24 protein-coding genes, 5 tRNA genes and 1 other RNA gene are annotated in these 25,589 nt (G+C 50.9%); 19 read left to right on the top strand and 11 right to left on the bottom strand.

The features are described 5' to 3' along the window. Positions 1-131 precede the first annotated feature (131 nt). Positions 132-1,025, top strand: coding sequence for a PocR ligand-binding domain-containing protein (locus HV229_RS17330; RefSeq protein WP_181545999.1), 894 nt, complete (start codon positions 132-134; stop codon positions 1,023-1,025). Here HV229_RS17330 and cobA read toward each other — a convergent pair. Continuing rightward, positions 1,004-1,792: a uroporphyrinogen-III C-methyltransferase gene (gene cobA, locus HV229_RS17325; RefSeq protein WP_115191216.1), complete on the bottom strand. Its 789-nt coding sequence runs from the start codon at positions 1,790-1,792 to the stop codon at positions 1,004-1,006. The genes HV229_RS17330 and cobA overlap by 22 nt on opposite strands. 405 nt (positions 1,793-2,197) lie before the next feature. Between cobA and HV229_RS17320 the strand changes: the two genes are divergently transcribed. Beyond that, a complete protein-coding gene (locus HV229_RS17320; RefSeq protein WP_047359471.1) occupies positions 2,198-3,100 on the top strand; it encodes a LysR substrate-binding domain-containing protein in 903 nt (300 codons plus the stop codon). A gap of 82 nt (positions 3,101-3,182) precedes the next feature. Here HV229_RS17320 and cobO read toward each other — a convergent pair whose 3' ends face one another. The 10 genes from cobO to glmS form a co-directional block, all read right to left on the bottom strand. Continuing rightward, complete coding sequence (gene cobO, locus HV229_RS17315) at positions 3,183-3,785, bottom strand: cob(I)yrinic acid a,c-diamide adenosyltransferase (RefSeq protein WP_016156012.1); 603 nt, start codon at positions 3,783-3,785, stop codon at positions 3,183-3,185. A gap of 9 nt (positions 3,786-3,794) precedes the next feature. Next, positions 3,795-5,447, bottom strand: a complete 1,653-nt coding sequence (locus tag HV229_RS17310) for a class I fumarate hydratase (RefSeq protein ID WP_094168594.1) — start codon at positions 5,445-5,447, stop codon at positions 3,795-3,797. Positions 5,448-5,505: 58 nt separating this feature from the next. Continuing rightward, entirely contained in the window at positions 5,506-6,507 is a 1,002-nt protein-coding gene (gene glsA, locus HV229_RS17305; protein ID WP_047359470.1) for a glutaminase A, read from the bottom strand. Positions 6,508-6,632: 125 nt separating this feature from the next. Continuing rightward, a complete protein-coding gene (locus HV229_RS17300; protein WP_016152302.1) occupies positions 6,633-7,937 on the bottom strand; it encodes a dicarboxylate/amino acid:cation symporter in 1,305 nt (434 codons plus the stop codon). A 168-nt stretch (positions 7,938-8,105) separates the two neighbouring features. Then, complete coding sequence (locus tag HV229_RS17295; RefSeq protein WP_016152303.1) at positions 8,106-8,423, bottom strand: DUF4387 domain-containing protein; 318 nt, start codon at positions 8,421-8,423, stop codon at positions 8,106-8,108. Further along, the gene (locus HV229_RS17290; protein ID WP_181545997.1) at positions 8,420-9,790 is read right to left on the bottom strand and encodes an acyclic terpene utilization AtuA family protein; all 1,371 of its coding nucleotides are present in this window, start codon (positions 9,788-9,790) and stop codon (positions 8,420-8,422) included. The genes HV229_RS17295 and HV229_RS17290 overlap by 4 nt, the downstream gene beginning before the upstream one ends. A gap of 3 nt (positions 9,791-9,793) precedes the next feature. Beyond that, the gene (locus HV229_RS17285; protein ID WP_016152305.1) at positions 9,794-11,035 is read right to left on the bottom strand and encodes a methylaspartate ammonia-lyase; all 1,242 of its coding nucleotides are present in this window, start codon (positions 11,033-11,035) and stop codon (positions 9,794-9,796) included. Further along, a complete protein-coding gene (locus HV229_RS17280) occupies positions 11,035-12,480 on the bottom strand; it encodes a methylaspartate mutase subunit E (protein WP_016152306.1) in 1,446 nt (481 codons plus the stop codon). The genes HV229_RS17285 and HV229_RS17280 overlap by 1 nt, the downstream gene beginning before the upstream one ends. 18 nt (positions 12,481-12,498) lie before the next feature. Then, positions 12,499-13,887 carry a methylaspartate mutase accessory protein GlmL gene (gene glmL / locus HV229_RS17275; protein ID WP_016156015.1) on the bottom strand — a complete coding sequence of 463 codons (1,389 nt, stop codon included), beginning with the start codon at positions 13,885-13,887 and terminating at the stop codon, positions 12,499-12,501. Beyond that, the gene (gene glmS, locus HV229_RS17270) at positions 13,887-14,336 is read right to left on the bottom strand and encodes a methylaspartate mutase subunit S (protein WP_016152308.1); all 450 of its coding nucleotides are present in this window, start codon (positions 14,334-14,336) and stop codon (positions 13,887-13,889) included. Before glmS ends, glmL begins: the two co-directional genes overlap by 1 nt. Positions 14,337-15,554: 1,218 nt before the next feature. Here glmS and cydA point away from each other — a divergent pair. From cydA to HV229_RS17185, 17 genes are all read left to right on the top strand, one after another. Next, a complete protein-coding gene (gene cydA, locus HV229_RS17265; protein WP_016152309.1) occupies positions 15,555-17,123 on the top strand; it encodes a cytochrome ubiquinol oxidase subunit I in 1,569 nt (522 codons plus the stop codon). 15 nt (positions 17,124-17,138) lie between these two features. Next, entirely contained in the window at positions 17,139-18,278 is a 1,140-nt protein-coding gene (gene cydB / locus HV229_RS17260; protein ID WP_181545995.1) for a cytochrome d ubiquinol oxidase subunit II, read from the top strand. Positions 18,279-18,292: 14 nt separating this feature from the next. Then, a complete protein-coding gene (cydX, locus tag HV229_RS17255; protein ID WP_003022970.1) occupies positions 18,293-18,406 on the top strand; it encodes a cytochrome bd-I oxidase subunit CydX in 114 nt (37 codons plus the stop codon). Continuing rightward, complete coding sequence (gene ybgE, locus HV229_RS17250; RefSeq protein ID WP_181545993.1) at positions 18,406-18,699, top strand: cyd operon protein YbgE; 294 nt, start codon at positions 18,406-18,408, stop codon at positions 18,697-18,699. The genes cydX and ybgE overlap by 1 nt, the downstream gene beginning before the upstream one ends. Positions 18,700-19,029: 330 nt before the next feature. Then, a complete protein-coding gene (gene ybgC, locus HV229_RS17245; protein ID WP_003831439.1) occupies positions 19,030-19,434 on the top strand; it encodes a tol-pal system-associated acyl-CoA thioesterase in 405 nt (134 codons plus the stop codon). Continuing rightward, a complete protein-coding gene (tolQ, locus tag HV229_RS17240; protein ID WP_016152312.1) occupies positions 19,431-20,123 on the top strand; it encodes a Tol-Pal system protein TolQ in 693 nt (230 codons plus the stop codon). Before ybgC ends, tolQ begins: the two co-directional genes overlap by 4 nt. Before the next feature lie 3 nt (positions 20,124-20,126). Further along, positions 20,127-20,555, top strand: coding sequence for a colicin uptake protein TolR (gene tolR / locus HV229_RS17235; protein ID WP_003022978.1), 429 nt, complete (start codon positions 20,127-20,129; stop codon positions 20,553-20,555). Between the two features lie 64 nt (positions 20,556-20,619). Then, positions 20,620-21,876, top strand: a complete 1,257-nt coding sequence (gene tolA / locus HV229_RS17230; RefSeq protein ID WP_016152313.1) for a cell envelope integrity protein TolA — start codon at positions 20,620-20,622, stop codon at positions 21,874-21,876. 127 nt (positions 21,877-22,003) lie between these two features. Then, positions 22,004-23,296, top strand: a complete 1,293-nt coding sequence (tolB, locus tag HV229_RS17225) for a Tol-Pal system beta propeller repeat protein TolB (protein WP_003022981.1) — start codon at positions 22,004-22,006, stop codon at positions 23,294-23,296. Positions 23,297-23,330: 34 nt separating this feature from the next. Beyond that, positions 23,331-23,849 carry a peptidoglycan-associated lipoprotein Pal gene (gene pal / locus HV229_RS17220; protein ID WP_003022983.1) on the top strand — a complete coding sequence of 173 codons (519 nt, stop codon included), beginning with the start codon at positions 23,331-23,333 and terminating at the stop codon, positions 23,847-23,849. A gap of 9 nt (positions 23,850-23,858) precedes the next feature. After that, positions 23,859-24,647, top strand: a complete 789-nt coding sequence (gene cpoB, locus HV229_RS17215; protein WP_047359468.1) for a cell division protein CpoB — start codon at positions 23,859-23,861, stop codon at positions 24,645-24,647. Positions 24,648-24,812: 165 nt separating this feature from the next. Next, a tRNA-Lys gene (locus HV229_RS17210) sits at positions 24,813-24,888 on the top strand. Positions 24,889-24,914: 26 nt separating this feature from the next. Then, positions 24,915-24,990: transfer RNA gene (locus tag HV229_RS17205), tRNA-Val, on the top strand. A 3-nt stretch (positions 24,991-24,993) separates the two neighbouring features. Beyond that, a tRNA-Lys gene (locus tag HV229_RS17200) sits at positions 24,994-25,069 on the top strand. Between the two features lie 152 nt (positions 25,070-25,221). After that, positions 25,222-25,297 (top strand) — tRNA-Lys (locus HV229_RS17195). A 32-nt stretch (positions 25,298-25,329) separates the two neighbouring features. Beyond that, a tRNA-Lys gene (locus HV229_RS17190) sits at positions 25,330-25,405 on the top strand. A gap of 29 nt (positions 25,406-25,434) precedes the next feature. Beyond that, positions 25,435-25,560, top strand: a non-coding RNA gene (locus HV229_RS17185) — RtT sRNA. The last annotated feature ends 29 nt before the right edge of the window (positions 25,561-25,589 follow it).

Below are 25,589 nucleotides of genomic sequence, written 5' to 3'. Positions count from 1 at the left end.
CTATAATTTTCTTGCCAATTGATCATAATCATCTGCACAAATGAGATTATTTTTTGCGGTGAGCATCATTCTTTCCTGAGGCTAATTTTTGCATATTAGCGGCCTTAATATTGTTAATGCCGGAGGATAACGTGCCGCTGAAAATCCAGGATGACTATTTACACCGTTTTTTCTCTATCGCAGAACTCTTCTCCCGAGCCACTGGGTTAGCCACAGTCGTCGTTGATATTAACGGTATAGCGTTGTCTAAATGTCATAATTTTAATTCGTTTTGCACATTAATGCGTGCGGATGAGCGCTATCGAGCAGGTTGCCAAAAGTGCGACAAGTACTGTGCTTTTGAGGCATTAAAACAGCTCAAACCCAGAATACTCACCTGTCATGCAGGGCTAAGCCTGTTCTCGATGCCATTAATCCATGAGGGACACCTTCACGGTTTTATTATCTGCGGGCAGGTGCGGGTAAAATATCAGGAATATAAAACTATCGCTATTGATAACAAAAACTCATGGATTAATAACCCCGAAATTAAAGCTGAGTGGGGCCAGTCTGCGGTGGTGGATAATAATGTACTGGTGGCGTCGGCAAATTTGTTAAGTTTTATTGTTGATAATTTTGAGAAAGAACAATTGATCTCTGAGAAGATTGTAGTTCCGGCAACCCGTTACGCTCATCATTATTTCACTGAGCCTTCACGTCACGAGAAAAAACTTATGGCGGCGCTGCGTTATATTGACGAGAATTTGTATGGTGAATTGTCTTTGGAATCTGTCGCGGCTCATGTGTGCTTAAGCGCGAACTATTTCAGCCGTTTTTTCAAGAAACGCCAGGGTGTTAATTTTAAAACCTGGGTGAGTCAGAAGAAAATGCAAAAAGCAGGGGAGTTATTACACGATCCGGATCATTCCATAGACAGTATTGCCAGGAAACTGCAATACGCGCAAACCAGTTACTTTTGCCGCGTTTTCCGGGCGGCGCATCAAACGTCGCCCCAGTCTTTTCGTCACGCCAGACTTTCGCAGTAAAGATTGTCTGGCAGCTTGATGGCTTCAGGTATAAAAGAGAGCCGATCGCTCAGGGTCACCACATCTCCGATTACAATCAACGCCGGTGGAACAATATTAGCTTCCTGCGCCTTGCTCAATAATGAACCGAGCGTGCAGGTCAGGCGGCGTTGATTTTCCCGGGTCGCAGACATAATTAGCGCGGCGGGCGTGTCTGCTGATTTTCCGCCCATCAACAGCTCTTCACAGATAAACGCCAGATTGGCGATACCCATGACGATGACCAACGTGCCGTTAAGTTTCGCCAGTTGACGCCAGTTCTGCTGCTGATTGCCTTCCCGCGTGTGGCCTGTCACCACGTGAAAACCGGAGGCAAAATCGCGATGCGTCACCGGGATACCGGCATAGGTCAGGCCGCCAATCGTAGAACTAATACCCGGTACAACTTCAAAAGGGATGCCCATTTCAACCAGATCCTCCACTTCTTCAGCCCCACGGCCAAAGACATACGGATCGCCACCTTTGAGGCGCACAATGTTGTGGTGTGTTTGGGCATACTGGACCAGCAGTGCGTTGATTTCATCCTGGGGAACGCAATGGAAGCCTGGATTTTTGCCGACATTGATAAGCAGGCAGTCAGGTAATGCCCATTCCAAAATTTTAGGATTGACCAGCCGATCGTAAATAATGACGTCGGCCTGTTTAATGCACATCATTGCTTTGAGGGTCAGTAATGAAATATCACCAGGACCTGCTCCAACGAGCCAGACCTTTCCGAAAGTTTTCACAATGTGTCCTTTATCACGTCTGTCAAAAAATGGCACAAACGACATCAATAAATGATTAAAAGCAGTCGTTTGCCCGTAAGTTATAACGTGAAATTATCCAGGATTAGCGCGTGGATAATATTGATTAATCTCGCAAAGTTTTTTCTGCAATAAACAAGAAGACTTGAAAAATTATTAAGAACTTATTGGCACTATTTACTTAGGTTTAACCTTATTTAAATTGTGTTTATTGTTGTGCTTGAGTATTATTGGTTAATATTTATCCGCCATCAGTGTGAGCAAATCATGGATTGGATCAATGACATCAATGGAGAAAATAAAATATAACTCTCGGTGCTTATCTGGGTGCCTTGAATTATTTTTTATAAATTAAACTATTTTTGTACGCTGCATATGGAAGAGGTTATGAGAGGAAAAATACCCAAGACGGAGTTGCTGGTAACTTTTGAAGTGGTTGCGCGTCACGAAAGTTATACCCGGGCAGCTGAAGAGTTGGCGTTAACACAAAGTGCTGTTTTCCGCCAGGTGAATGCACTGGAGGATTTTCTTAATACCGCGCTATTTAATCATGCCAAAAAACGTATTTTTTTAAATGCGGCCGGCAAACACTATTTAAGTATCGTTAAAGAAACGTTAAATAAACTCGAGCGTGATACGACCACAATAATGACCTGGCAACCGACCGTACAGGTTATTGAGCTGGCGGTAAATCCGACGTTTAGTACGCATTGGTTGATCCCCAACCTGCGCGAGTTTAACAAACTCAATCCTGATATTATTGTGAACATCCATTCGCTGGCGAATATCGGTGATTTTCTTAATCGTGAGTATGATGCGGCAATTATGCGCGAAGATTTCTACTCACCGTGGTCAGAGGTTGAGTACCTGTTTGAAGAGGAAATTCTGCCAGTTTGCAGCCGCTGCCTGCTGGCCGAACCGGAACGGAAACTGTCAGTCCACGAACTGCTGAACGAATACCCGCTGTTGCACCAGAGTACGCGAATCAAAGGCTGGCAGGAATGGTTTGCGCTGTCCAACGTCAGCAGCCCGCTGGTAAATAAAGGCCCGAGATTTGATCTGTTGTCGATGTTGATTGCGGCGGTCCGTTCTAATCTGGGGGTTGCGCTGCTTCCTCGTTTTGCCATTCAGCACGATCTGGACAATGGAGATATGGTCATTCCTTGCGATGTTCCGATGCGCACCGGGAACCGTTTCATTATGACGTGGCGTGAAGAGAAATCGGAGTCTGCGCATTTACAGACATTTCGTAACTGGTTGCTCAGTAAGTCCGTGGTGTCGGCTGCCTGATGGTGGTTTGCGCTTTATCAGGCCTACAACGATTGGTAGGCCGGATAAGACGCGTTAGCATCGTTATCCGGCAAAAGAACGGCTACCAGTCGATTCCAATCTGTGCCTGAATCCCGCGGTCAAACGCGTGCTTGACCGGGCGAATTTCACTGACCGTATCGGCCAGTTCCAGTAACAGCGCATGGCATCCGCGCCCGGTCACGATGACGCTTTGCTCCGCAGGGCGATTTTCGATGGCGCTGATAACCTCCTGGGTGTCCAGATAGTGGTAAGCCAGCATGTAGGTGAGCTCATCCAACACCACCAGATCGTACTGCGGATCAGCCAGCATGCGCTTACTTTCCTGCCAGACTACCGTTGCCGCCTCGATATCCGCTTGCCGATTTTGGGTTTCCCAGGTAAATCCGGTGCCCATAATATGAAATTCGACACCGAGCGGTTGCAGCGTGTTGTACTCGCCATTATCCCACTGACCTTTAATAAACTGCGCGATGCCAACGGTTTTTCCGTGACCAACCGCGCGCGTTGCCGTACCAAAGGCTGCGGTGGATTTTCCTTTACCGTTGCCGGTGAAGACAATCAGGATCCCTTTCTTCTCCGTTGCCGCCGCCACGCGGGTATCAACCTGTTCTTTCAGTTTCTGCTGACGCTGGCGGTGTCTGTCATTATTGGCTCGCGCTTCCATGGTGACTCCTTAATGTCCTGCCGGACAGGTTGCGCAGCGGTGCTGCTGCTCAAACTGGCTAAAGAAGTTATTGCCTTTGTCATCCACTAATACGAAGGCCGGCATATTTTTAACTTCCATCATCCACACCGCTTCCATTCCCAACTCGGGATATTCAAGGCAGTGCAGGCTCTTCACGTACTGCTGCGCCAACAAGGCTGCGGCGCCGCCAATGCTGCCAAGGTTAAAACCACCATGTTTGCGACACGCATCCGTGACTTGCGCGCTGCGGTTGCCTTTCGACAACATGATCAGACTGCCGCCCGCGGCCTGGAAAGCATCGACGTAACCGTCCATGCGCCCGCCAGTTGTGGGTCCGAGCGAACCGCAGGCCAGATTACTGGGGGTTTTAGCCGGGCCCGCGTAATAGACGATATGGTTTTTCATGTAATCTGGCATCGGTTCGCCGTTATCCAGGCGCTCTTTGATTTTGGCATGCGCGATATCGCGAGCCACAACAATCGGGCCGCTTAACGATAAACGCGTCCCAATTGGCAGAGTGGTGAGATCCTGCAGGATCTCGCGCAACGGACGATTCAGATCCAGTTGTACGGTCTGGGCGCTATTTTCTACCCGCTGTGAATCGGGAATAAATTTGCCCGGATTATGCTCGAGTTTTTCCAGCCAGATTCCGTGTTTGTTGATTTTGGCCTTGATGTTGCGGTCGGCTGAGCAGGAGAGAGCCATGGCGATAGGGCAGGAGCCGCCGTGGCGCGGCAGGCGGATCACCCGGATATCGTGGGCAAAGTATTTGCCGCCAAACTGCGCGCCGATGCCAAACTCGCGGCTGGCGTTAAGCAGCTCGGCTTCCAGCGCCGTATCGCGGAATGCCTGACCCAGTTCGTTCCCGCTGGTGGGCAGGTTATCGTAATATTTAGTTGAAGCCAGTTTAGCAACTTTCAGCGTTTGGTCGGCGGACAAGCCTCCAACGACGAAAGCGATGTGATACGGCGGGCAGGCGGCTGTACCCAGTGATTTCATTTTTTCGATCAGAAACGCGGTGAGCTTTTCCGGCTGCAGAATAGATTTGGTTTCCTGGAACAGCGCCGCTTTGTTAGCAGAGCCGCCGCCTTTGTTGACGAACAGGAAACGGTATTCGTTACCCGGCGTGGCGCTGATGTCGATTTGCGCCGGCAGGTTAGTCTGGGTATTGACCTCGGTATACATGTCCAGCGGGGCATTTTGCGAGTAACGCAGGTTGTTTTCGGTGAAGGTGGTGTACACGCCTTTGCTTAATGCTTCTGCGTCATCGCCGCCGGTCCAGACATGCTGTCCTTTGCAGGCCACAATGGTTGCCGTCCCGGTATCCTGGCAGTTGGGCAGGACGCCTTTGGCCGAAACCTCAGCATTGCGTAGCAGTTGCAATGCGACGTACTTATCGTTACTGCTGGCCTGCGGATCGTGCAGAATGCTGGCTATCTGTTTTAAATGTCCGGCGCGCAGGAAAAATGAAGCCTCATAAAATGCCTGCTGGGCTAATAAGGTTAGCGCTTCTGGCGCAACCTTAATCACTTCCTCTCCGTCTAACTCCGTTACCGCAACGTGCTGGTTACTCAGTAATTCATATTCGGTATTATCTTTACTCTGAACAAAGAGTTCCTGCCAGACAAATGGTTTAGACATGTTTACATCTCACCTTTTAGTTAATATGTCGGATGGCGCTCACGCCATCCGTAATTGCTTAATGCGCTAAAAAGACATTGGCTTTTGTCGCTTCGGCGACATATTCGATCGTTTTCTGGGCGCGAACGCTGTTACCGGCTTCATCCAGCGGCGGAGAATAGACGGCAATTGCATATTTGCCCGGGACAACGGCGACCATTCCGCCGCCGACGCCGCTTTTTGCCGGGATGCCCACGGTGTAGAGCCATTTACCGCTGCCGTCGTATAGTCCGGCAATCGCCATTTCTGCCAGCACCTGCGGAACATATTTTTCATTCAGCAACTGCTTGCCGTTGAATGGAGATTTGCCTTTGTTCGCCAGTACCGCCCCCATTTTGGCCAGTTGCTCAACGGTGATATCCACCGAGCACTGACGGGTATAAATTTCGACGGCTTCGTCGGTATTGCCATAGAAGCTGTTATAGGATTCCATCAGCTTCGCCAGCGCCTGATTGTGCTGGTTGGTTTCCATCTCGGATTTAAAGACCGGCTCATTAACCGTGAGCGTGGCGTCGGCCCAGACGTTCAGGTTGTCGAGGATTTTGTTCCAGCGATCGGTTTTGTCTTTGGCTTCAATCAGGCTAACGGTGCTCATCGCCCCGGCGTTTACCAGCGGGTTCTCAGGCGCGCCTTTGGTCAGCTCAACCGCTAAACCGGAGTTGAAGGGCATGCCGGTGGCATTGGCCCCGAGTTTATCCAGCACCACTTGAGGGCCGTGCTGTTCCATGGCGAGCGCCATGGTGAAGACTTTGCTCAGGGATTCCATGGGGAAGGGTTTGTTAACATCGCCAACCTGGTAGATCTTGCCGTCCACCGTGGCAATGGTGATGGCAAAGTTATTCGGGCTGTAGGTCGCCAGGGCAGGGATGTAGTCGGCGACTTTTCCATCGTGGTTACTTTTATATTTTTGATGTGCCTGGTCGATAAGCTTTGCGTAATCCGGCGTGGTTTGCGCGAGAGTCGTTGCGCTAAACAAAACGCTGAAGGAAAAAATACTCACGCCGAGAAGAGTTTTAGTCATGGTGCAATCCTGTTGGTGTGCTCATCATGGTGCCGGATGGCGGCTTACCGCCTTATCCGGCCAACGGATAGTTAAACGTTATGTAGGCCGGATAAGCGCAAGCGTCATCCGGCAATAACGTCGTATCAGGACAACGCGACTTCTGTTTCGGTAACCGGACGTTCTTGTTCCGGGGTCTTCACTGGCGCAGTGCCACGACAACCTTGGCCGAAGTGTTCACCTTCCCAGCGACCTACAATGGCAGCACCCATTGCGTTACTCATGACGTTGGTAGCAGAACGCCCCATATCGAGGAACGGATCGACGCCCATCAACAGGATCAGACCGGCTTCAGGAATGTTGAACTGGTTCAGGGTTGCGGCGATAACCACCATTGATGCACGCGGTACGCCCGCCATCCCTTTAGAGGTCAGCATCAGGATTAACAGCATGGTAATTTGCTCGCCCATGCTCAGCTCAATGTTGCACGCCTGAGCAATAAAGACGGTGGCAAATGAGCAGTACGCCATGGAGCCGACCAGGTTAAAGGAGTAACCGATAGGCAGAACGAAGCTGGCGATTTTTGAAGAAACGCCGAATTTTTCCAGCTTGTCCAGGGTGCCCGGGAAGGCGGCTTCTGAGCTGGAGGTAGTAAAGGCCAGCAGTGCAGGCTCGAGGATTGATTTGGTCAAACGCGCGATGCAAGGCCCGACTATCATGGTTGACAGGCCAATCAGGATTGCCCACAGCATACCCAGGGTCAGATAGAATTCACCCATGAAGATCCCGGCGCTGACCATCACACCCAGACCACGTTCGGCAATCAGACCAGAAATAGCGGCAAAAACGGTCAGTGGTGCAAACAGCATGACGTAGCCCGTCAGCTTCAGCATCACGTGTACCAGTGAATCCAGAACCTTCACGATAGGCTCGGCTTTTTCACCAATCGCGGCCAGGCTGCAACCGAGGAAAATTGAGAACACCACGATCTGCAGAATTTCGTTACGCGCCATCGCATCGACAATACTGGTCGGTACCGCGTGCGAGATAAACACTTTCAGCGTGAATGGCTCTGACTTAACGGCGGCAACAGCCCCGACGTCATGTGGCACGAAGTTGATCCCCGCGCCTGGCTGGAAGATGTTAACGATAACCAGACCCAGTGCAATTGACACCAGAGAGGCGCAAATAAACAGGAAGAAGGTTTTCGAAAATATACGTCCCAGCGTTTTGGCATCGCCCATTTTGGCAATACCAACAACCAGAGTTGAAATAACCAATGGCGCGATAATCATTTTTACCATGCGTAAGAATATAGTGGTAAAAATAGAAATATCTGCTGCATAGGATTTTGCGGTTTCAGCCGCGGCCATATTATTTATGGCCACCCCAGCAATCATGCCGAGTATCAGGCCTAATATGATCATCTTCGTTAAACTTATTTTCTTCATGTGTACTCCATCGGATAAAGGCTGGTAATTGGAATTGTGTAGGGTGGCGTGCGCCTGAGCCTGGACAGCAGCTCAGACGCACGCCTGTTGTGACCAACCGCATGAATAATTCGAAGCACTGTGATACCGCTGAATTCTGTGCTCCAATGGTTGTTATTGTGTTTTTTGTTACAAGTCGAACTCAATACTTAATAATGGAGCGTGTTGCTGAGCACCATAAACATCATTATCACCGACGTTGCCGGAAATAATATCGCGCGGCATGACGATTTTTACGGCATTCGCCGGATCGAACCACACGATATTGTGAATGAAGTCAGGTTCAACATTATATAAACTGGCAATGAGCTGCGGCGTTAATTGCTCGCAGGCTTTTACCCGCTGATAGTCTTCCCTGGTTTTAAATAAAATATCTAAAACCAGTTCGTACGGTCCGGCGTTTTTGGAGCGAATAACCTGCGCCAGTGAACAAATTGAGTGTTTCATGCCTGAACTCCTTCTGGCGTCACCTGTTCAATGTGGAAATCAAATCGCAGCGCATCGCTCGCTTCAATCAGGTGATAGATCGAGAACTCATACACCGGTCCACTTTGAATATCAGATGGCGAGAACGGGAAGGCGAGGTTGCCCGCAGTCGCAATGCGATTTTCATAGCCGTAGTGCAGCAGGGTAGAGCGTACCAGCGAGCAAACGCTGTTGGCGATATCCTGCGTTGGCGCAACGACATCCAGTAAAATCCCCAGCTCATGACCGGCGGTTTTCATCGGTTCATGGTTGCCCATCACACCGTTCTTACCATACAGGTGGAACGTCATGCGGATACTGTCGTCATTCAGTGAGAGGTTACGCGCCACACTTGCTTGTACCTCTTCGAGAATGGTGTCAATCCCGGCAATCATAATTGGGTCGCGCGTTCCGGCGATGGTCAGGCAACGGAAGCCAACCTGACGCGCGCCTTCCAGTTTCAACGCATAAGGTGTTTCTTCATGACGTGAACCACTGACATACACTTCGCCCTCGTTAACCTGGGTAAAGGTGCACGCTTTCAGGTTTAGCACGCCGCCTGGTCCTGGCAGGAAGTACGGATCGGACTTCTCATACAGGGTGTGCGCCGCAGCGGAAGTTTCAGTGAACTTACGCTTGGGATTGAACGCCTTCAGCGTAAAGCCGTTGTCATCAATGATCCCCATCGCACAATCTGAGCCGGAGCCAGGGGTGGCAGCAATGGCAGCACACTCAAGGATCTTCCCGCAATGAAGTGCCAGACCTTCATCAAAGCCCTGCATTATTGGCAGCGCGGCGAAGCAGGCCGGATCGTAGGCACGTCCGCCCAGAACCACCTGTGCGCCAGCTTCGAGCGCACGCTGAAAAGGCTCGACACCCATCTGCGCGACAATGTAGGTGCTCTCTTCAATTGCATCGTGAGTCAGTTCAGGCACAAAATCGAGCGCGGTGATTTTGCCGTTATCCAGCGCCTGATGAACGATTTCTTTGTCGACATCAGACGGGATTAACGCCATTGAGAAGGACAGTTTTTCTTCCTGTGCGATCTCATGGATTATCTGGCGACACCACTCCAGATGCGGAGCTGCGCCAGAACCACCGGCCGTGCCGATCACTACCCGGATGTTGTTCTTCACGCCTGCCACGATCATATAGCGCAGATCGCGTTTCACACCGGCCCGGTCGGTAAAGGGTTTACCCGCCCCCAGATAGTGGGGGCCTGGATCGGAGGAACCTGCGTCAACAGCAATAAGATCCGGTGACTCTTCCATGGCTTTACGAAAACTTTCTTCCGGGAAGCCATAACCCAGGATAGCCGTAGGCGATAAGATCTTAAATGTGCGTGCCATCTCTTAATCCTTAGTTTGCAACAGCGCGATGGTGCGGTTCATTTCGTTAAACACGATGTTGAGACCTTCATCGAAACCCATACCCGGCTTGATCAGCATGCGCATTGGACGCGCAGCCAGCGCGACGTGTACGCAGGTACGCGCACTGATTTCCGTTTCGTTACAGGTACCGCCCTGATAGGCTTCCATTCCGTGTTTGTTGCAATACAGCACCGCATCAACGATGTTGTGAATACCGCCCAGATCCGGGGTCTTGATCTGCACCATGTGGCAACTGCCCGCGTCGGTGAAGTCCACGATATCCTGATAGGTGTTACACCATTCATCCGCAACAATTTTCACGCCGGAACCCAGACGGGTAAGCTCCTGAGTGATCTCGGTGAGCATGCGGATCTGATCCGGCTTGTTACCGGCATCTACCGGGCCTTCAATGTACAGCGGCAGGCCTTGAGCTTCGGCTTCCAGGCTGGCGATGTATTCGGCGCAACGCACCGGATCCATATCGAAGATCAGACCGATGGTGCCGTAGACATCAATATGCAGCGTCGGGTGATAGGTTTCGTTGGTGCGCAGGCTCAGGATGCGGTTTGATAACCAGCGGACGTACTCACGCAGTTTTTCGCCTTTGAAGCCCAGCTTCTCTTCTACGTTATTGATCAGCGCATGCGGCAGGACGTCCACACCTTTGAGGATCATCTTGTCGACGGCGATATAACGGTCGTCGCCGCTCTGGCCAAATAATGGAATGGCTTCCGGGACGCACGGCAGTTGCCATTCATCACAAACCACTTCTGCTTTCAGACGACCGGTAGCCAGTGCTGCCGCGTCGAGCAGCGCCTGAGACAGACCATAACGTACGGCGGTATGCAGCAGATGGCCGTCAATACGCAGTTCGTCAAAGAAACGGGCGTTGGTCAGGAACGAATCAACGTCGCGGCCTTCCAGCAGCGGTTTGATGTGATCGTTAAGGAACGGAATGAAGTTTTCAGCCAGGAACAGCGGATCGCGTCCACCTGCACCTGAATATTGCACCGCTGCACAATCGCCCACTGCTACTGCGCCGTTTTCCAGAATCAGCTGTACGGATACGCATTCACCCGCCTGACGAACAGACGTAAATCCAGGCGTTACCGGAGCGCCGGTATAGATAAATCCGTCATGACCGGCGCCGTTTTTGATGGCCTGTTGATCGTCAAAATAAAATGAGGAGTAGCCAGCTGTGAAAAGGGCCTGTTTAATTTTCATTATGGTCTTCCTATTAATTTACTGTGGGATACGGCGTTGATGTCATCAATGACCATCTGGAAAGAAGGCTTGCGGCCTTCGAAATGCGCGCGCTCTGCGACGTAGTCGTGGTGCAGGGCGAGAATGTCTTTCGGCAGCGGAACGGAGCCAGCTTCGAGAATACGGATGGCGCCTGTGTTATCGCGAACAGGCAGGATCTTACCGGCGTTACAGGCGGCAGGCGCGAAAGGTACATCCAGTACGCCTGCTTCAAAGGCCAGCACCGTACCGCGCGCAATGTCGCCATTGCCCAGTTCGAAGACTTTCTTCAGCACCGCGCGGACTTCGCTCTTAATCAGATCAACTTCCTGCTCCACGGCAGCGCACTGCGGGAATTTCTGGTCGCTGACCATGTTGAGCATCTGGCGCGAAGCTTTCAGACCCTGGGCGTTCGCTGCCGCCGTTGGGATACCGAACGCTTCGTGCGGGCTTTTGGTGATCACTTTGGTGGCACCTGACATACCGGCAACCGCTGCGCCCCAGGCGATAACGGAGAAGGCTTTTGCTTCATCTTCCGGGAATCCGCCCATCCACTGGTGGAAAACGGTACTCAGTTCGTAATCGTCAAAGCCGTGGTTATGGAAATATTCGTGGGAAAGTTCGCGCAGCGCCTGAATCGCTGCAATATCCTGCGTTAGGCTACCGACCTGGCCGTAGCCAACGGTAATTGACTTGACGCCTTGTTCCAGAGCCAACAGACCTTCGATAATCGCCACCGAGTGGGACATAAACGGCGGGATCAGGGTGCCGGTCAGTGGGCCAAATGGTTCACGGTTGATACGAATACCGTTCTCTTCGTACAGGCCCATCAGGCGGTCGCAGTACTGCCAGTCGCGGATGGATTTTTCCAGAGTGACACGTTTAGCGTAAGGAATGTTGTAGGAGATGCCGCCGCCTTCGTAGCTGGTAAAGCCACTGGCCATGGCGATTTCTGCCAGCAGGCGCGCATCCGGCGTGCCGTGACGAACCTGGATCGGTTTTTCCAGCGCTTCAGTCATACGACGGCAGGCAGCAACCCCGTGATTGACGACCGGTAAACCATTCAGCTTGGAAGTACCTGCTTCGATAGATTTCTGGATCCCGACAGCGGCTTCTTCATAGCGGTTCAGACGGGTATAGGCATCGATAGTACTCGGCAGGAGGTCGCACTCTTCCTGCAATGTTTTGAGCAGCGCAATATGCTCATCCATTAATGCTACGCCTGCGCGCGGCTGGCTCAGGGTTTTCCCTTCCTGATCGGCCTTCAGCAGAGCAAGGGAGAAGCGCTTTTTATCCGGAATTGATTGCTGGTACTTCACGCCATCTTCGAAGTTCTCAACGTCTTTGCCGGTTTCCCAGGTTTGTAATACCTGATGCCTTTCGGTCATGAATTCGTCATGGGTCAATTTTTTATTTCGAAGTTCCATTCTTAGCTGCCTTAAGTTTTATAGGGTTAAACACTGAATGCTGGTGCGAGCAGCGGCTTGCGGGTACAGCCTGGCGACGTTTGCCAGTAGCGGGAGCAGGCCATTTGAATCGCGGTAATACTCAAACTGATTCGGTAACAAAATTCTTTTACCCTGGTCGTCCAGCTCCCGGTATTTGAGCCAGTTATGGATATCGAACTGGCTGGCGCGAGAGAGCCATCCCCCTGAACCGACGACTTTGCGTACGGTGGTGAGATCGCGACCCATCTGTAAATCCACGTTACCCACGCAGGTGCAAACCTGCTTCTTAGTGCCCGCGTGGCGCTCAGCGGCATAGCCCACGCACAAACCTGCCAGCAGGGTGTCGAAATATTTCTCCTCCTCGCTGAGCGGCAGGTAATCCGGTTGCCCAACCAGATGACGCAGGTAGCGGTAAAATGCTTCCTCGCGCTGCGGTTGTTGGGCGAAGATGACTTTCACCATATCCTGCGTGCTTTCTCCCACCACGACGGCGGAAACGCGCATTCCCAGGTCGCCTTCAACGGTACGTTTGACGAACGGTTCAGGAACACCATGCAGGACGGTATCGGGGGAGAGGGTATTCGCGCTGGCCGAATAGACATCCGTGGTGGCTCCGCCCATATCAATCAGCATGAATTCCTTCCATGCGCTGTCGTAATCGCTAATGGCTTTGACTAACTCATATACCGTCCATGGCGTCGGCATTGGCTCTTCGCCGGTTTCGCCGACGATGACGTCCAGACCTTTACCTTTGACAATGCGTGACAAGAACACATCGCAAATCGCCTGGCGCGCGGCAAACGGATTCGGGTGATCGAGGTCAGGCAGAATGTTGTCTACCGTGGTCAGATCTTTATGTCCCAGAATCGTTTGTATTTCGTCCTGAATGTCCCGATTTCCGGCGTAGATAATGGCGCAATCAAGCGTTGAGCCTGCCAGCGCGTGCGCATTCGCCAGGCCGTAGCTTTCTTCGCCACCGTCTGTACCGCCGGTAAACAACAGAATATCTGGCGGTGATGATTCCAGCTCCTGGATGTCATGCCGGTTCAGTTTGTACGAATAATATTGCGCGATTTTCGCTCCTGCCGAATGGGCGGTAACTTTTGCTGATTCCAGCGTAATGGAAGGCACCAGCCCCATTGCTGCAACGGCGAGTCCACCTTTGGCCGAGGAGGAGTATTTCAACTGCACTTCACCACTTTTCAGTAACGGGCGAGCATCGGCAACGTTCAGCACCTGATTCAGGCTGGCAAAAAAACCGTCTGCCAGATGATGTGTGGTGGTTGGGGTCAGGACATGGTTTACCAGGGTTAATTCCTCGCCTTCATGGGCAAAGAGGGCAGCCTTGGTCCATGTCGAGCCGATATCGACAGAAACTGTTTGCATCAGATAGCCTCTTCCAGGCAACGCTGCTCGAGGCCATTGTGTTGGCGAATATCATTGGTGATAAGCGCGCAGACATCTTCCAGGTCGTGGCTCGGTGCGAAGACGCGGTTAAAACCCATCTCCTTAAACTTCACTTCCACATCGCCGAAGTCATGTTTACCAACTACCAGGTTGCCACCGACGTACAGCAGAATGTCGCCGAGGCCGCGTTCGATGCAGCGCTCACGTAACCCGAGGCAGTCAATGTCGCCATGACCGTAGATAGAGGACACCACGATGGCATCGGCGCCTGTTTCAATCGCGGCATCAATATATTCATCCTGGCTCACCATCACCCCGAGGTTGATTACGTGAAAATCATGAGCAGTAAAAACGCGATCCAGAACTTTATTACCTACTGCATGGCAGTCAGCACCGATGACGCCAATAACAAGTGTAGATTTCTTCATGGGTAATCCTCTGTAGGGCTGATGGTCAATAAGTGAAAATTATTTTCTAATATTTAGAACATGGTTTGTGACAACCTCTTAATAGGGTCGGAGTTTCTGTGTAAGCGGAAAAGGAAGCAATTGATCTATTTTCAAAATATCCTGCGCAAAATGATTGTTATATTTTTTATTAATAAAAACCCTTGTTTATCATGTAGTTGAATGTTGTTTTTGCGGATTTTTTTAATTTGCCAGGAAAATGAAGAATAAATGACTTGCCATGTTTGTGATCGAAATCTTATTTTGTTGTGCGCCTCATTTATGCGTCATTTTTTATAATTTAAAAAATTACCTTTGCTAAATAACTTGTGAACGGGATAACGGTTTTTTATTGTTTAATCTTATATGACATAATTATATTTTGTTAAATTTAAGATAAAAATGATAATGAATTGTTTGTGGCATATTTAAACGTTGCCACATAAGAGAAAAAGAGAAGTGAGTGATAACTTTCAGTGATGCTTTAAGCGAAACGCCTGCGCTGTGCTGAGGAACGTCAAACCCAATGCGTCTGTCAATGAGGGACGCTTTCGCTTCCATTTGAGATAGTTACATCTTGGTGTTAATTATAAGTAAAATTTAAATGAATAATTTGTATGAAATAACAATTCCATGACTTGCTAAACAAAAAACTGTGAGCTACCCAGCAATAGTGACTCTTTATCTGCTGGCAATTCTGTCAATCGGGCGGGTTAAAAGATCGTGTAGATTTAAATAAATATCCTATCATTTGTAGTAACGGCAATTACTCATTGAAAAACATACCGTTAACATGGCGTTCACTAGTCGCCTGACTGTTAAACACTATTAACATTAAATTTGAAAATTGATTTAAATCAATGTTTAAAACTTGGTAAACAGCCTCAAAAGAGGTTAAATTGCTGCAGATCAAATTGGTCTGAAAGTGATAAATTAGCTATAAATTGATCACTATCGAAAAATGCAAATTTACCTCGATAAAAACCTGTTTATTGTAAGGATTTTACGGCGTAATATAATTGCGGGATCAATTTGAGTGTTTTATTAACATGTTTGTAACCTTTCATCATTGTCCTTTCTTCAATTGAGAAGAAAGAGCAGCGGCGGAGGGAAGCAGATAAATTTGTATTGGGGCATGCGTGTGACCCTTTCTAACGGGGTTCACTCTCGGAGTCTTCATGCGATGAGCAAGGAGTCATGATGTTAGATATAGTCGAACTGTCGCGCTTACAGTTTGCCTTGACCGCGATGTACCACTTCCTGTTTGTGCCACTGACGCTAGGTATGGCGTTCTTGCTGGCCATTATGGAAACGGTCTACGTCCTTTCCGGCAAACAGATTTATAAAGATATGACCAAGTTCTGGGGCAAGTTGTTTGGTATCAACTTCGCTCTGGGTGTGGCAACCGGTCTGACCATGGAGTTCCAGTTCGGGACTAACTGGTCTTACTACTCCCACTATGTAGGGGATATTTTCGGTGCGCCGCTGGCGATCGAAGGTTTGATGGCCTTCTTCCTCGAATCCACCTTTGTAGGTCTGTTCTTCTTCGGCTGGGACCGTTTGGGTAAAGTCCAGCATATGTGCGTCACCTGGCTGGTGGCCCTGGGTTCTAACCTGTCCGCACTGTGGATTCTGGTTGCGAACGGCTGGATGCAAAACCCAATCGCCGCGGATTTCAACTTTGAAACCATGCGCATGGAGATGCTGAGCTTCTCTGAACTGGTGCTCAACCCGGTAGCACAGGTGAAATTTGTTCACACTGTGGCATCTGGTTATGTTTGTGGCGCGATGTTCGTTCTGGGGATCAGCTCCTACTATATGCTGCGCGGTCGTGACTTCGCGTTTGCTAAACGTTCTTTTGCAATCGCCGCCAGCTTTGGTATGGCTGCTATTCTGTCTGTTATCGTTCTGGGTGATGAATCCGGTTACGAAATGGGCGACGTGCAGAAAACCAAACTCGCTGCTATTGAAGCAGAATGGGAAACGCAGCCTGCACCGGCTTCCTTTACCCTGTTCGGTATTCCGGACCAGGATGCGCAGGAAAACCATTTTGCGATTCAAATTCCTTATGCGCTGGGCATCATTGCCACCCGCTCTGTTGATACACCGGTCATTGGTCTGAAAGACCTGATGGTGCAGCACGAAGAGCGCATCCGTAACGGGATGAAAGCGTATCAACTGCTGGAAGAACTGCGTGCGGGTACTACCGATCAGGCCGTTCGCGACCAGTTCAACAGCATGAAGAAAGACCTGGGTTATGGTCTGCTGCTGAAACGCTATACGGATAACGTCACCGACGCGACCGAAGCACAAATTCAGCAGGCAACGAAAGATTCTATTCCTCGCGTTGCGCCGCTGTACTTCGCTTTCCGTATTATGGTGGCGTGCGGCATTCTGATGCTGGCAATCATCGCAGTGTCCTTCTGGACCGTGATTCGTAACCGTATCGGTGAGAAAAAATGGCTGCTGCGCACCGCGCTGTATGCGATTCCTCTGCCGTGGATTGCCATTGAATCTGGTTGGTTTGTTGCAGAGTACGGCCGCCAACCGTGGGCGATTGGTGAAGTGTTACCAACAGCCGTAGCGAACTCTTCGCTGACCGCTGGCGACCTCATCTTCTCGATGCTGTTGATTTGCGGCCTGTATACCCTGTTCCTGGTGGCTGAACTGTATCTGATGTTCAAGTTCGCACGCCTTGGGCCGAGTAGCCTGAAAACCGGTCGTTATCACTACGAGCAGTCCACTGTGACTTCTCAGCCGGCACGCTAAGACAGGAGTCGTCAAATGATCGATTATGAAGTATTGCGTTTTATCTGGTGGCTGCTGGTTGGCATTCTGCTGATTGGTTTCGCGGTCACTGATGGCTTCGACATGGGGGTGGGCATGCTCACCCGTTTCCTCGGTCGTAATGATACCGAGCGTCGAATTATGATTAACTCCATCGCCCCGCACTGGGACGGTAACCAGGTTTGGCTCATCACCGCGGGTGGCGCACTGTTCGCTGCCTGGCCGATGGTGTATGCCGCTGCGTTCTCCGGTTTCTATGTGGCGATGATCCTGGTACTGGCGTCTTTGTTCTTCCGTCCGGTCGGTTTTGATTACCGCTCGAAGATTGAAGACATGCGCTGGCGCAACATGTGGGACTGGGGCATCTTCATTGGTAGCTTCGTTCCACCGCTGGTTATTGGCGTGGCGTTCGGCAACCTGCTGCAAGGGGTTCCGTTCCACGTAGACGACTACATGCGTTTGTACTACACCGGTAACTTCTTCCAGTTGCTGAATCCGTTTGGTCTGCTGGCGGGTGTCGTGAGTGTTGGGATGATCATCACCCAGGGCGCGACCTATCTGCAAATGCGTACGGTAGGTGAACTGCATCTGCGTGCGCGTGCAACGTCGCAGGTTGCGGCACTGGTCACTATGGTCTGCTTCGCGCTGGCTGGTGTGTGGGTGATTTACGGTATTGACGGTTATGTTGTGACCTCAGCACTGGATCATCATGCCGCCTCTAACCCGCTGACCAAAGAAGTGGCTCGCGTGGCTGGCGCATGGATAGTGAACTTTAACAATGCACCTATCCTGTGGCTGGTTCCTGCACTGGGCGTGGTTCTGCCGCTGTTGACCATCCTGACTTCTCGTATGGAGAAAGGGGCATGGGCGTTCGTCTTCTCTTCACTGACGTTAGCCTGCATCATCCTGACGGCTGGTATCGCAATGTTCCCGTTTGTGATGCCATCCAGCACCATGATGAACGCAAGTCTGACCATGTGGGATGCAACGTCCAGCCAGCTGACGCTGAATCTGATGACGTATGTAGCTTGTGTGTTCGTTCCGATCATTCTGCTGTACACCGGCTGGTGTTACTGGAAGATGTTCGGTCGCATCACCAAAGAAGATATTGAAAGCAACACCCACTCTCTGTACTAAGTAAGGAGCTTAAAATGTGGTATTTCGCATGGATTTTGGGAACGCTTCTTGCCTGTGCATTTGGGATAATCACAGCGCTGGCGCTTGAGCACGTTGAATCAGGCAAAGCCGGACAAGAAGATAGCTGATGACCAACATTATCGCGATGCAGTATAACGCGATGGATAAGCGCCCCATGCGGGCGCTTTCCTTTGTGCTGGCAATCGTGTTGGCTGGCTGCATATTCTGGGATCCGTCACGTTTCGCGGCCAAAACCAGTGAGCTGGAAATCTGGCATGGTCTCCTGCTGATGTGGGCGGTCTGCGCAGGCATCATTCACGGCGTTGGTTTTCGTCCACGCGCCGTACACTGGCAGGGCATTTTCTGCCCGCTAATCGCGGATATCGTCCTGGTTGTTGGTCTGATTTTCTTCTTCTTTTGAATAAGAAACATCCTTAAATATTTATGGGCTTGCATAAGCCCATAAATTTTTACTCTCCGTTTACTTTCCCCCATTCCAAACCACCATTCCCGCGCGTATAGTAGCGAAGTTTGAAAGCATTAACCTAAGGTTGTGCCCTGGAGTTGTGTGCGGTGGCGACACTGGACCATCAGGACGCAACTTAATTGCATTACCGGGATGTAAAGTGAATACAGCGCGATATACAACGACATTCTTGAAGCATCGCGGCGGCAAGAACGCGAGTCACCAGGCGCTTACAAAGTTAAGCGACCGGTGTGAGTGGGCGAAGCCAACAAAGAGGCAGTAAGAATGAACAAGTATATGTTTCGATGGCCGGTTCGTGTCTACTATGAAGACACCGATGCCGGAGGGGTGGTTTACCACGCCAGCTACGTCGCTTTTTACGAAAGAGCACGCACAGAAATGCTGCGTCATCATCACTTCAGTCAGCAGGTCCTGTTGGCCGAACGTGTAGCCTTTGTGGTGCGCAAGATGACGCTGGAGTATTTTGCGCCTGCCCGGCTCGACGATATGCTCGAAGTCCAAACTGAAATTACGTCAATGCGTGGCACCTCATTGGTTTTCACGCAACGCATTGTCAACGCAGAGAACACCGTGCTGAATGAAGCCGAAGTTCTGATTGTTTGCGTTGATCCACTCAAAATGAAGCCTCGTGCGCTTCCCAAGTCTATTGTCGCGGAGTTTAAGCAGTGACTGACATGAATATCCTTGATTTGTTCCTGAAGGCAAGCCTTCTGGTTAAACTTATCATGTTGATTTTGATTGGTTTCTCAATCGCATCCTGGGCCATTATTATCCAGCGGACCCGTATTCTTAATGCGGCTTCACGTGAAGCCGAAGCATTTGAAGACAAGTTCTGGTCCGGCATTGAATTGTCGCGCCTGTATCAGGAAAGCCAGGGGCGTCGTGATAACCTGGTGGGCTCGGAACAAATTTTCTACAGCGGATTCAAAGAGTTTGCGCGTCTGCATCGGGCGAATAGTCATGCGCCGGAAGCGGTCGTTGAGGGGGCATCCCGTGCGATGCGTATCTCGATGAACCGTGAACTGGAAACGCTGGAAACGCATATTCCATTCCTCGGCACCGTCGGCTCTATCAGCCCGTATATAGGTCTGTTCGGTACCGTTTGGGGGATCATGCACGCATTTATCGCGTTAGGCGCGGTAAAACAGGCAACGCTGCAAATGGTCGCACCGGGTATCGCGGAAGCGTTGATTGCAACGGCTATCGGTCTGTTTGCGGCAATCCCGGCGGTTATGGCTTACAACCGACTGAATCAGCGCGTGAACAAGCTGGAACTGAATTACGACAACTTTATGGAAGAGTTCACCGCGATTCTGCACCGCCAGGCGTTTACCGTTAGCGAGAGCAACAAGGGGTAAGCCATGGCCAGAACGCGTGGACGAGGTCGTCGCGAACTCAAGTCCGAAATCAATATTGTACCGCTGCTCGACGTACTACTGGTGCTGTTGCTGATCTTTATGGCAACTGCGCCGATTATTACGCAGAGTGTGGAAGTCGACCTGCCGGATGCGACCGAATCGCAAGCTGTCAGTAGTAACGACGAACCGCCGGTCATTATTGAAGTTTCCGGGATAGGGCAATACAGCGTGGTCGTTGAGAAAGATCGTATGGATCAACTGCCGCCGGAGCAGGTTATCGCGGAAGCGAAAAGTCGCCTGCAGACCAATCCGAAAACGGTCTTTTTAATCGGTGGTGCGAAAGACGTGCCTTATGATGAAATAATTAAAGCGCTGAACTTGTTACACAGTGCAGGCGTAAAATCGGTTGGCTTGATGACGCAGCCAATCTGATGACTGCGTTTTGCTGGCTTGAAAGATAGCGCGTAACAGGCGAACAGTTTTTTGGGAACCGAGAGTGTCAAAGGCAACCGAACAAAACGACAAGCTCAAAAGGGCGATAATTATTTCAGCGGTGCTGCATGTCATTTTATTTGCAGCGCTGATCTGGAGTTCGTTCGATGAGCACATTGATGCTTCAGCCGGCGGCGGTGGCGGTTCGTCCATCGACGCCGTTATGGTCGATCCTGGCGCCGTTGTGCAACAGTACGACAGGCAGCAGCAACAGCAGGCAAGTGCTAAACGTGCAGAAGAGCAGCGTGAAAAACAGGCGCAGCAGCAAGCTGAGGAACTTCGCGAGAAGCAGGCGGCCGAGCAAGAGCGACTGAAGCAACTTGAAAAAGAACGTTTAGCCGCGCAGGAAAAAGTGCGCGAACAGGCGGAACAGCAGAAACAGGCCGAAGCCGCCGCCGCGAAAGCGCAAGAGCAACAGAAACAGGCTGAAGAAGCTGCGGCGAAGGCTGCTGCAGACGCGAAGGCCAAAGCTGATGCTCAGGCGAAACAAGCGGCAGATGCCGCGAAGAAGGCCGCTGCGGACGCACAGAAAAAAGCAGAGGCTGAAGCCGCTAAAGCCGCCGCTGATGCGAAGAAAATTGCCGAAGCACAAGCTGCTAAGGCTGCCGCAGACGCCGCGAAGAAAGCTCAGGCTGAAGCCGCTAAGCAAGCAGCAGCCGAGAAAGCTGCTGCGGAGAAAGCAGAAAAAGCCGCTGCCGCGAAAGCTGCCGCTGCTGAAAAGGCTGCGGCTGATAAGAAAGCCGCAGCGGAAAAAGCAGCAGCAGACAAAAAAGCTGCAGCCGAGAAAGCCGCTGCCGATAAGAAAGCTGCGGCGGATAAAGCGGCGGCTGCGAAAAAGGCTGCGGCCGAAAAAGCAGCTGCAGCCTCTGGCGTTGACGACTTGTTGGGCGACTTAAGCTCCGGTAAGAATGCACCGAAATCGGGTGGTGGAGCGAAAGGAAACGGTCAACCGGCGAAAGATAGTGGTACAAGTGGTGCAAATGGCGGTGCATCTGGCGCTGATATCAGTGCTTACGCATCTCAAATTCGTAATGCGATCCAGAGCCGTCTGTATGGTGCCGATTTGTATGCGGGTAAATCTTGCGTATTACATATCAAGTTAGCACCCGATGGTCTGTTACTGGATGTGACCGAAGAGGGCGGAGATCCGGCATTGTGCCAGGCTGCGCTGACGGCTGCGAAAACAGCCAGAATTCCTAAACCGCCTAGCCAGGCTGTTTATGAAAAAGTAAAAGATGCCAAGCTGGATTTTAAACTGTAATAACGTCCCTGAGAATTCAGGGGAAACGGTCTAAGGTTGAGACAGCGTTCTGGTAGTTTTGTGTATTTGAGTTTGTTAACATTCTGCTAAATTATCGTGGGCTTTCCGTCCAGATAAGGGAGATATGATGAAGCAGGCATTACGAGTAGCATTTGGTTTTCTGATGCTGTGGGCAGCGGTGCTGCACGCAGAAGTACGTATCGAGATCACCCAGGGGGTGGACTCGGCACGCCCGATTGGTGTTGTCCCATTCCAGTGGGCAGGGCCGGGTGCTGCACCTGAAGATATCGGTGGTATCGTAGGCGCTGACCTGCGTAACAGCGGTAAATTTAATCCGTTAGACCGTTCTCGCCTGCCGCAGCAGCCGGGTACCGCACAGGAAGTTCAACCTGCCGCATGGTCTGCGCTGGGTATTGATGCCGTGGTAGTAGGTCAGGTTACGCCAAATCCGGATGGTTCCTACAGCGTTGCTTATCAACTGGTAGATACCGGTGGCGCACCGGGTACCGTACTGGCACAGAACACCTATAAAGTGAACAAGCAGTGGTTGCGTTACGCGGGCCATACTGCAAGTGACGAAGTGTTTGAAAAACTGACCGGTATTAAAGGTGCATTCCGTACCCGTATCGCTTATGTTGTTCAGACGAACGGCGGCCAGTTCCCGTACGAATTACGTGTATCCGACTACGATGGCTACAACCAGTTCGTGGTACACCGTTCTCCGCAGCCGCTGATGTCTCCGGCATGGTCTCCGGACGGTTCGAAACTGGCATACGTCACTTTCGAAAGCGGTCGTTCTGCGCTGGTTATTCAGACGTTGTCTAATGGCGCGGTTCGTCAGGTAGCGTCGTTCCCACGTCACAACGGTGCACCTGCGTTTTCTCCGGATGGCAGCAAACTGGCGTTTGCCCTGTCTAAAACCGGTAGCCTGAACCTGTATGTTATGGACATTGGTTCCGGTCAGATCCGTCAGGTGACGGATGGTCGCAGCAACAATACGGAACCTACCTGGTTCCCGGACAGCCAAAACCTGGCCTTTACCTCTGACCAGGCCGGTCGTCCGCAGGTATATAAAGTTAACGTCAACGGCGGTGCTCCGCAGCGTATTACCTGGGAAGGTTCGCAAAACCAGGATGCGGATGTGAGCAGCGACGGTAAGTTTATGGTAATGGTAAGCTCAGCCAATGGTCAGCAGCACATTGCCAAACAAGATCTGGTAGCGGGTGGCGTACAAGTCCTGTCGTCAACGTTCCTGGATGAAACGCCAAGTCTGGCACCTAACGGCACTATGGTAATCTACAGCTCTTCTCAGGGGATGGGATCCGTGCTGAATTTGGTTTCTACAGATGGGCGTTTCAAAGCGCGTCTTCCGGCAACTGATGGTCAGGTTAAATTCCCTGCCTGGTCGCCGTATCTGTGATAATAAATAATTGATTAATAAAGGAATCATTGAAATGCAACTGAACAAAGTGCTGAAAGGGCTGATGATTGCTCTGCCTGTTATGGCTATTGCAGCGTGTTCTTCTAACAAGAACGCCAGCAATGACGGCAGCGAAGGCATGCTGGGTGCCGGCACTGGTATGGATGCAAACGGCAGCGGCAACATGTCTTCTGAAGAGCAAGCGCGTCTTCAGATGCAACAGCTGCAGCAGAACAACATCGTTTACTTCGATCTGGACAAGTACGATATCCGTTCTGACTTCGCTGCAATGCTGGATGCTCACGCTAACTTCCTGCGTAGCAACCCGTCTTACAAAGTCACCGTAGAAGGTCATGCGGACGAACGTGGTACTCCTGAGTACAACATCTCCCTGGGTGAGCGTCGTGCGAACGCCGTTAAGATGTACCTGCAGGGTAAAGGCGTTTCTGCTGACCAGATCTCCATCGTTTCTTACGGTAAAGAAAAACCTGCAGTACTGGGTCATGACGAAGCGGCTTACGCCAAAAACCGTCGCGCCGTACTGGTTTACTAAGAGAATTGCATGAGCAGTAACTTCAGACATCACCTGTTGAGTCTGTCGTTACTGGTTGGCATAGCGGCCCCCTGGGCCGCTTTTGCTCAGGCGCCAATCAGTAGTGTCGGCTCAGGCTCGGTCGAAGACCGTGTCACTCAACTCGAGCGTATTTCTAACGCTCACAGTCAGCTTTTAACCCAACTCCAGCAACAACTCTCCGATAATCAGTCCGATATCGATTCCCTGCGTGGTCAAATTCAGGAAAATCAATATCAGCTGAATCAGGTTGTTGAGCGACAGAAGCAGATATTGCTGCAGATGAATAATCTTGGCAGCGGTAGTGCGCCTGCGGCACAGTCTACAGGTGGCGATCAGAGTGGGGCGGCAACCCCTGCACCTGATGCGGGAGTTGCAGCAACGTCAGGGGCTCCCGTGCAAACTGGCGATGCGAATACCGATTACAATGCAGCGATTGCTCTGGTGCAGGATAAATCCCGCCAGGATGACGCGATTGAAGCATTCCAGAACTTCATCAAAAAGTACCCGGACTCTACTTACCTGCCCAATGCGAATTACTGGCTGGGTCAGTTGAATTACAACAAGGGTAAAAAAGATGATGCTGCGTTCTATTTTGCTTCGGTAGTTAAAAACTTCCCCAAATCACCTAAGGCTGCAGACGCGATGTATAAAGTCGGCGTCATCATGCAGGACAAAGGTGACACAGCAAAAGCTAAAGCGGTTTATCAGCAGGTTATCACTAAATATCCTGGCACTGATGGCGCGAAACAAGCGCAAAAACGCCTTGGCGCGATGTAATGACCACCATGCGACCAGAAATCGTGTTATTTCTGGTCGTGTCGTGTGATTCCTAAGCAGTTGAGTTATTTACATCGAAATTTTTGTTGCGCTAAAATCTGAAATCAGTAATATATGCCGCCGTTGCCAAGGGATATCAAACAGCCCGAAAGCGGCGAAAAAAGTGGGGCGTTAGCTCAGTTGGTAGAGCAGTTGACTTTTAATCAATTGGTCGCAGGTTCGAATCCTGCACGCCCCACCACTTAATGCAGTATCCAGCGTAGTATCGGGTGATTAGCTCAGCTGGGAGAGCACCTCCCTTACAAGGAGGGGGTCGGCGGTTCGATCCCGTCATCACCCACCACTCGGGGCGTTAGCTCAGTTGGTAGAGCAGTTGACTTTTAATCAATTGGTCGCAGGTTCGAATCCTGCACGCCCCACCAACTTTAACATTGTACTTAGGTGTTAAACGTGAAGGATAACGTTGCTTTAGCAACGGCCCGTTAGGGCGAGATGAAGTCGAGTCATCCTGCACGCCGCCATATCAATTGTTATGTTGGTGTCGAGTAAAGAATTTTTCAGGTGACATCCGAGCGGGTCGTTAGCTCAGTTGGTAGAGCAGTTGACTTTTAATCAATTGGTCGCAGGTTCGAATCCTGCACGACCCACCATCCTGAATAATTGAAGCAGTAAACCCCATACGGGGGCGTTAGCTCAGTTGGTAGAGCAGTTGACTTTTAATCAATTGGTCGCAGGTTCGAATCCTGCACGCCCCACCAGTGTAAAAAGGCGCCCTAAAGGCGCCTTTTTGCTATCTGCGATTTATAAGATTCGAACCTGCAGCAGGTTCGGGTCGAACGCAGTGAGACAACGGAGCCGTTCACGGCGACGGCCCGAAGGGCAAGCGAAGCGAGTCATCCTGCACGCCCCACCAGTGTAAAAAGGCGCCCTAAAGGCGCCTTT

Origin of the sequence: Citrobacter sp. RHBSTW-00524 (assembly GCF_013747755.1) — a bacterium.
GTDB classification, from domain to species: domain Bacteria; phylum Pseudomonadota; class Gammaproteobacteria; order Enterobacterales; family Enterobacteriaceae; genus Citrobacter; species Citrobacter braakii.
The sequence above is the reverse complement of the archived record's forward strand: the minus strand, read 5'-3'. Positions and strand labels throughout refer to the sequence as shown.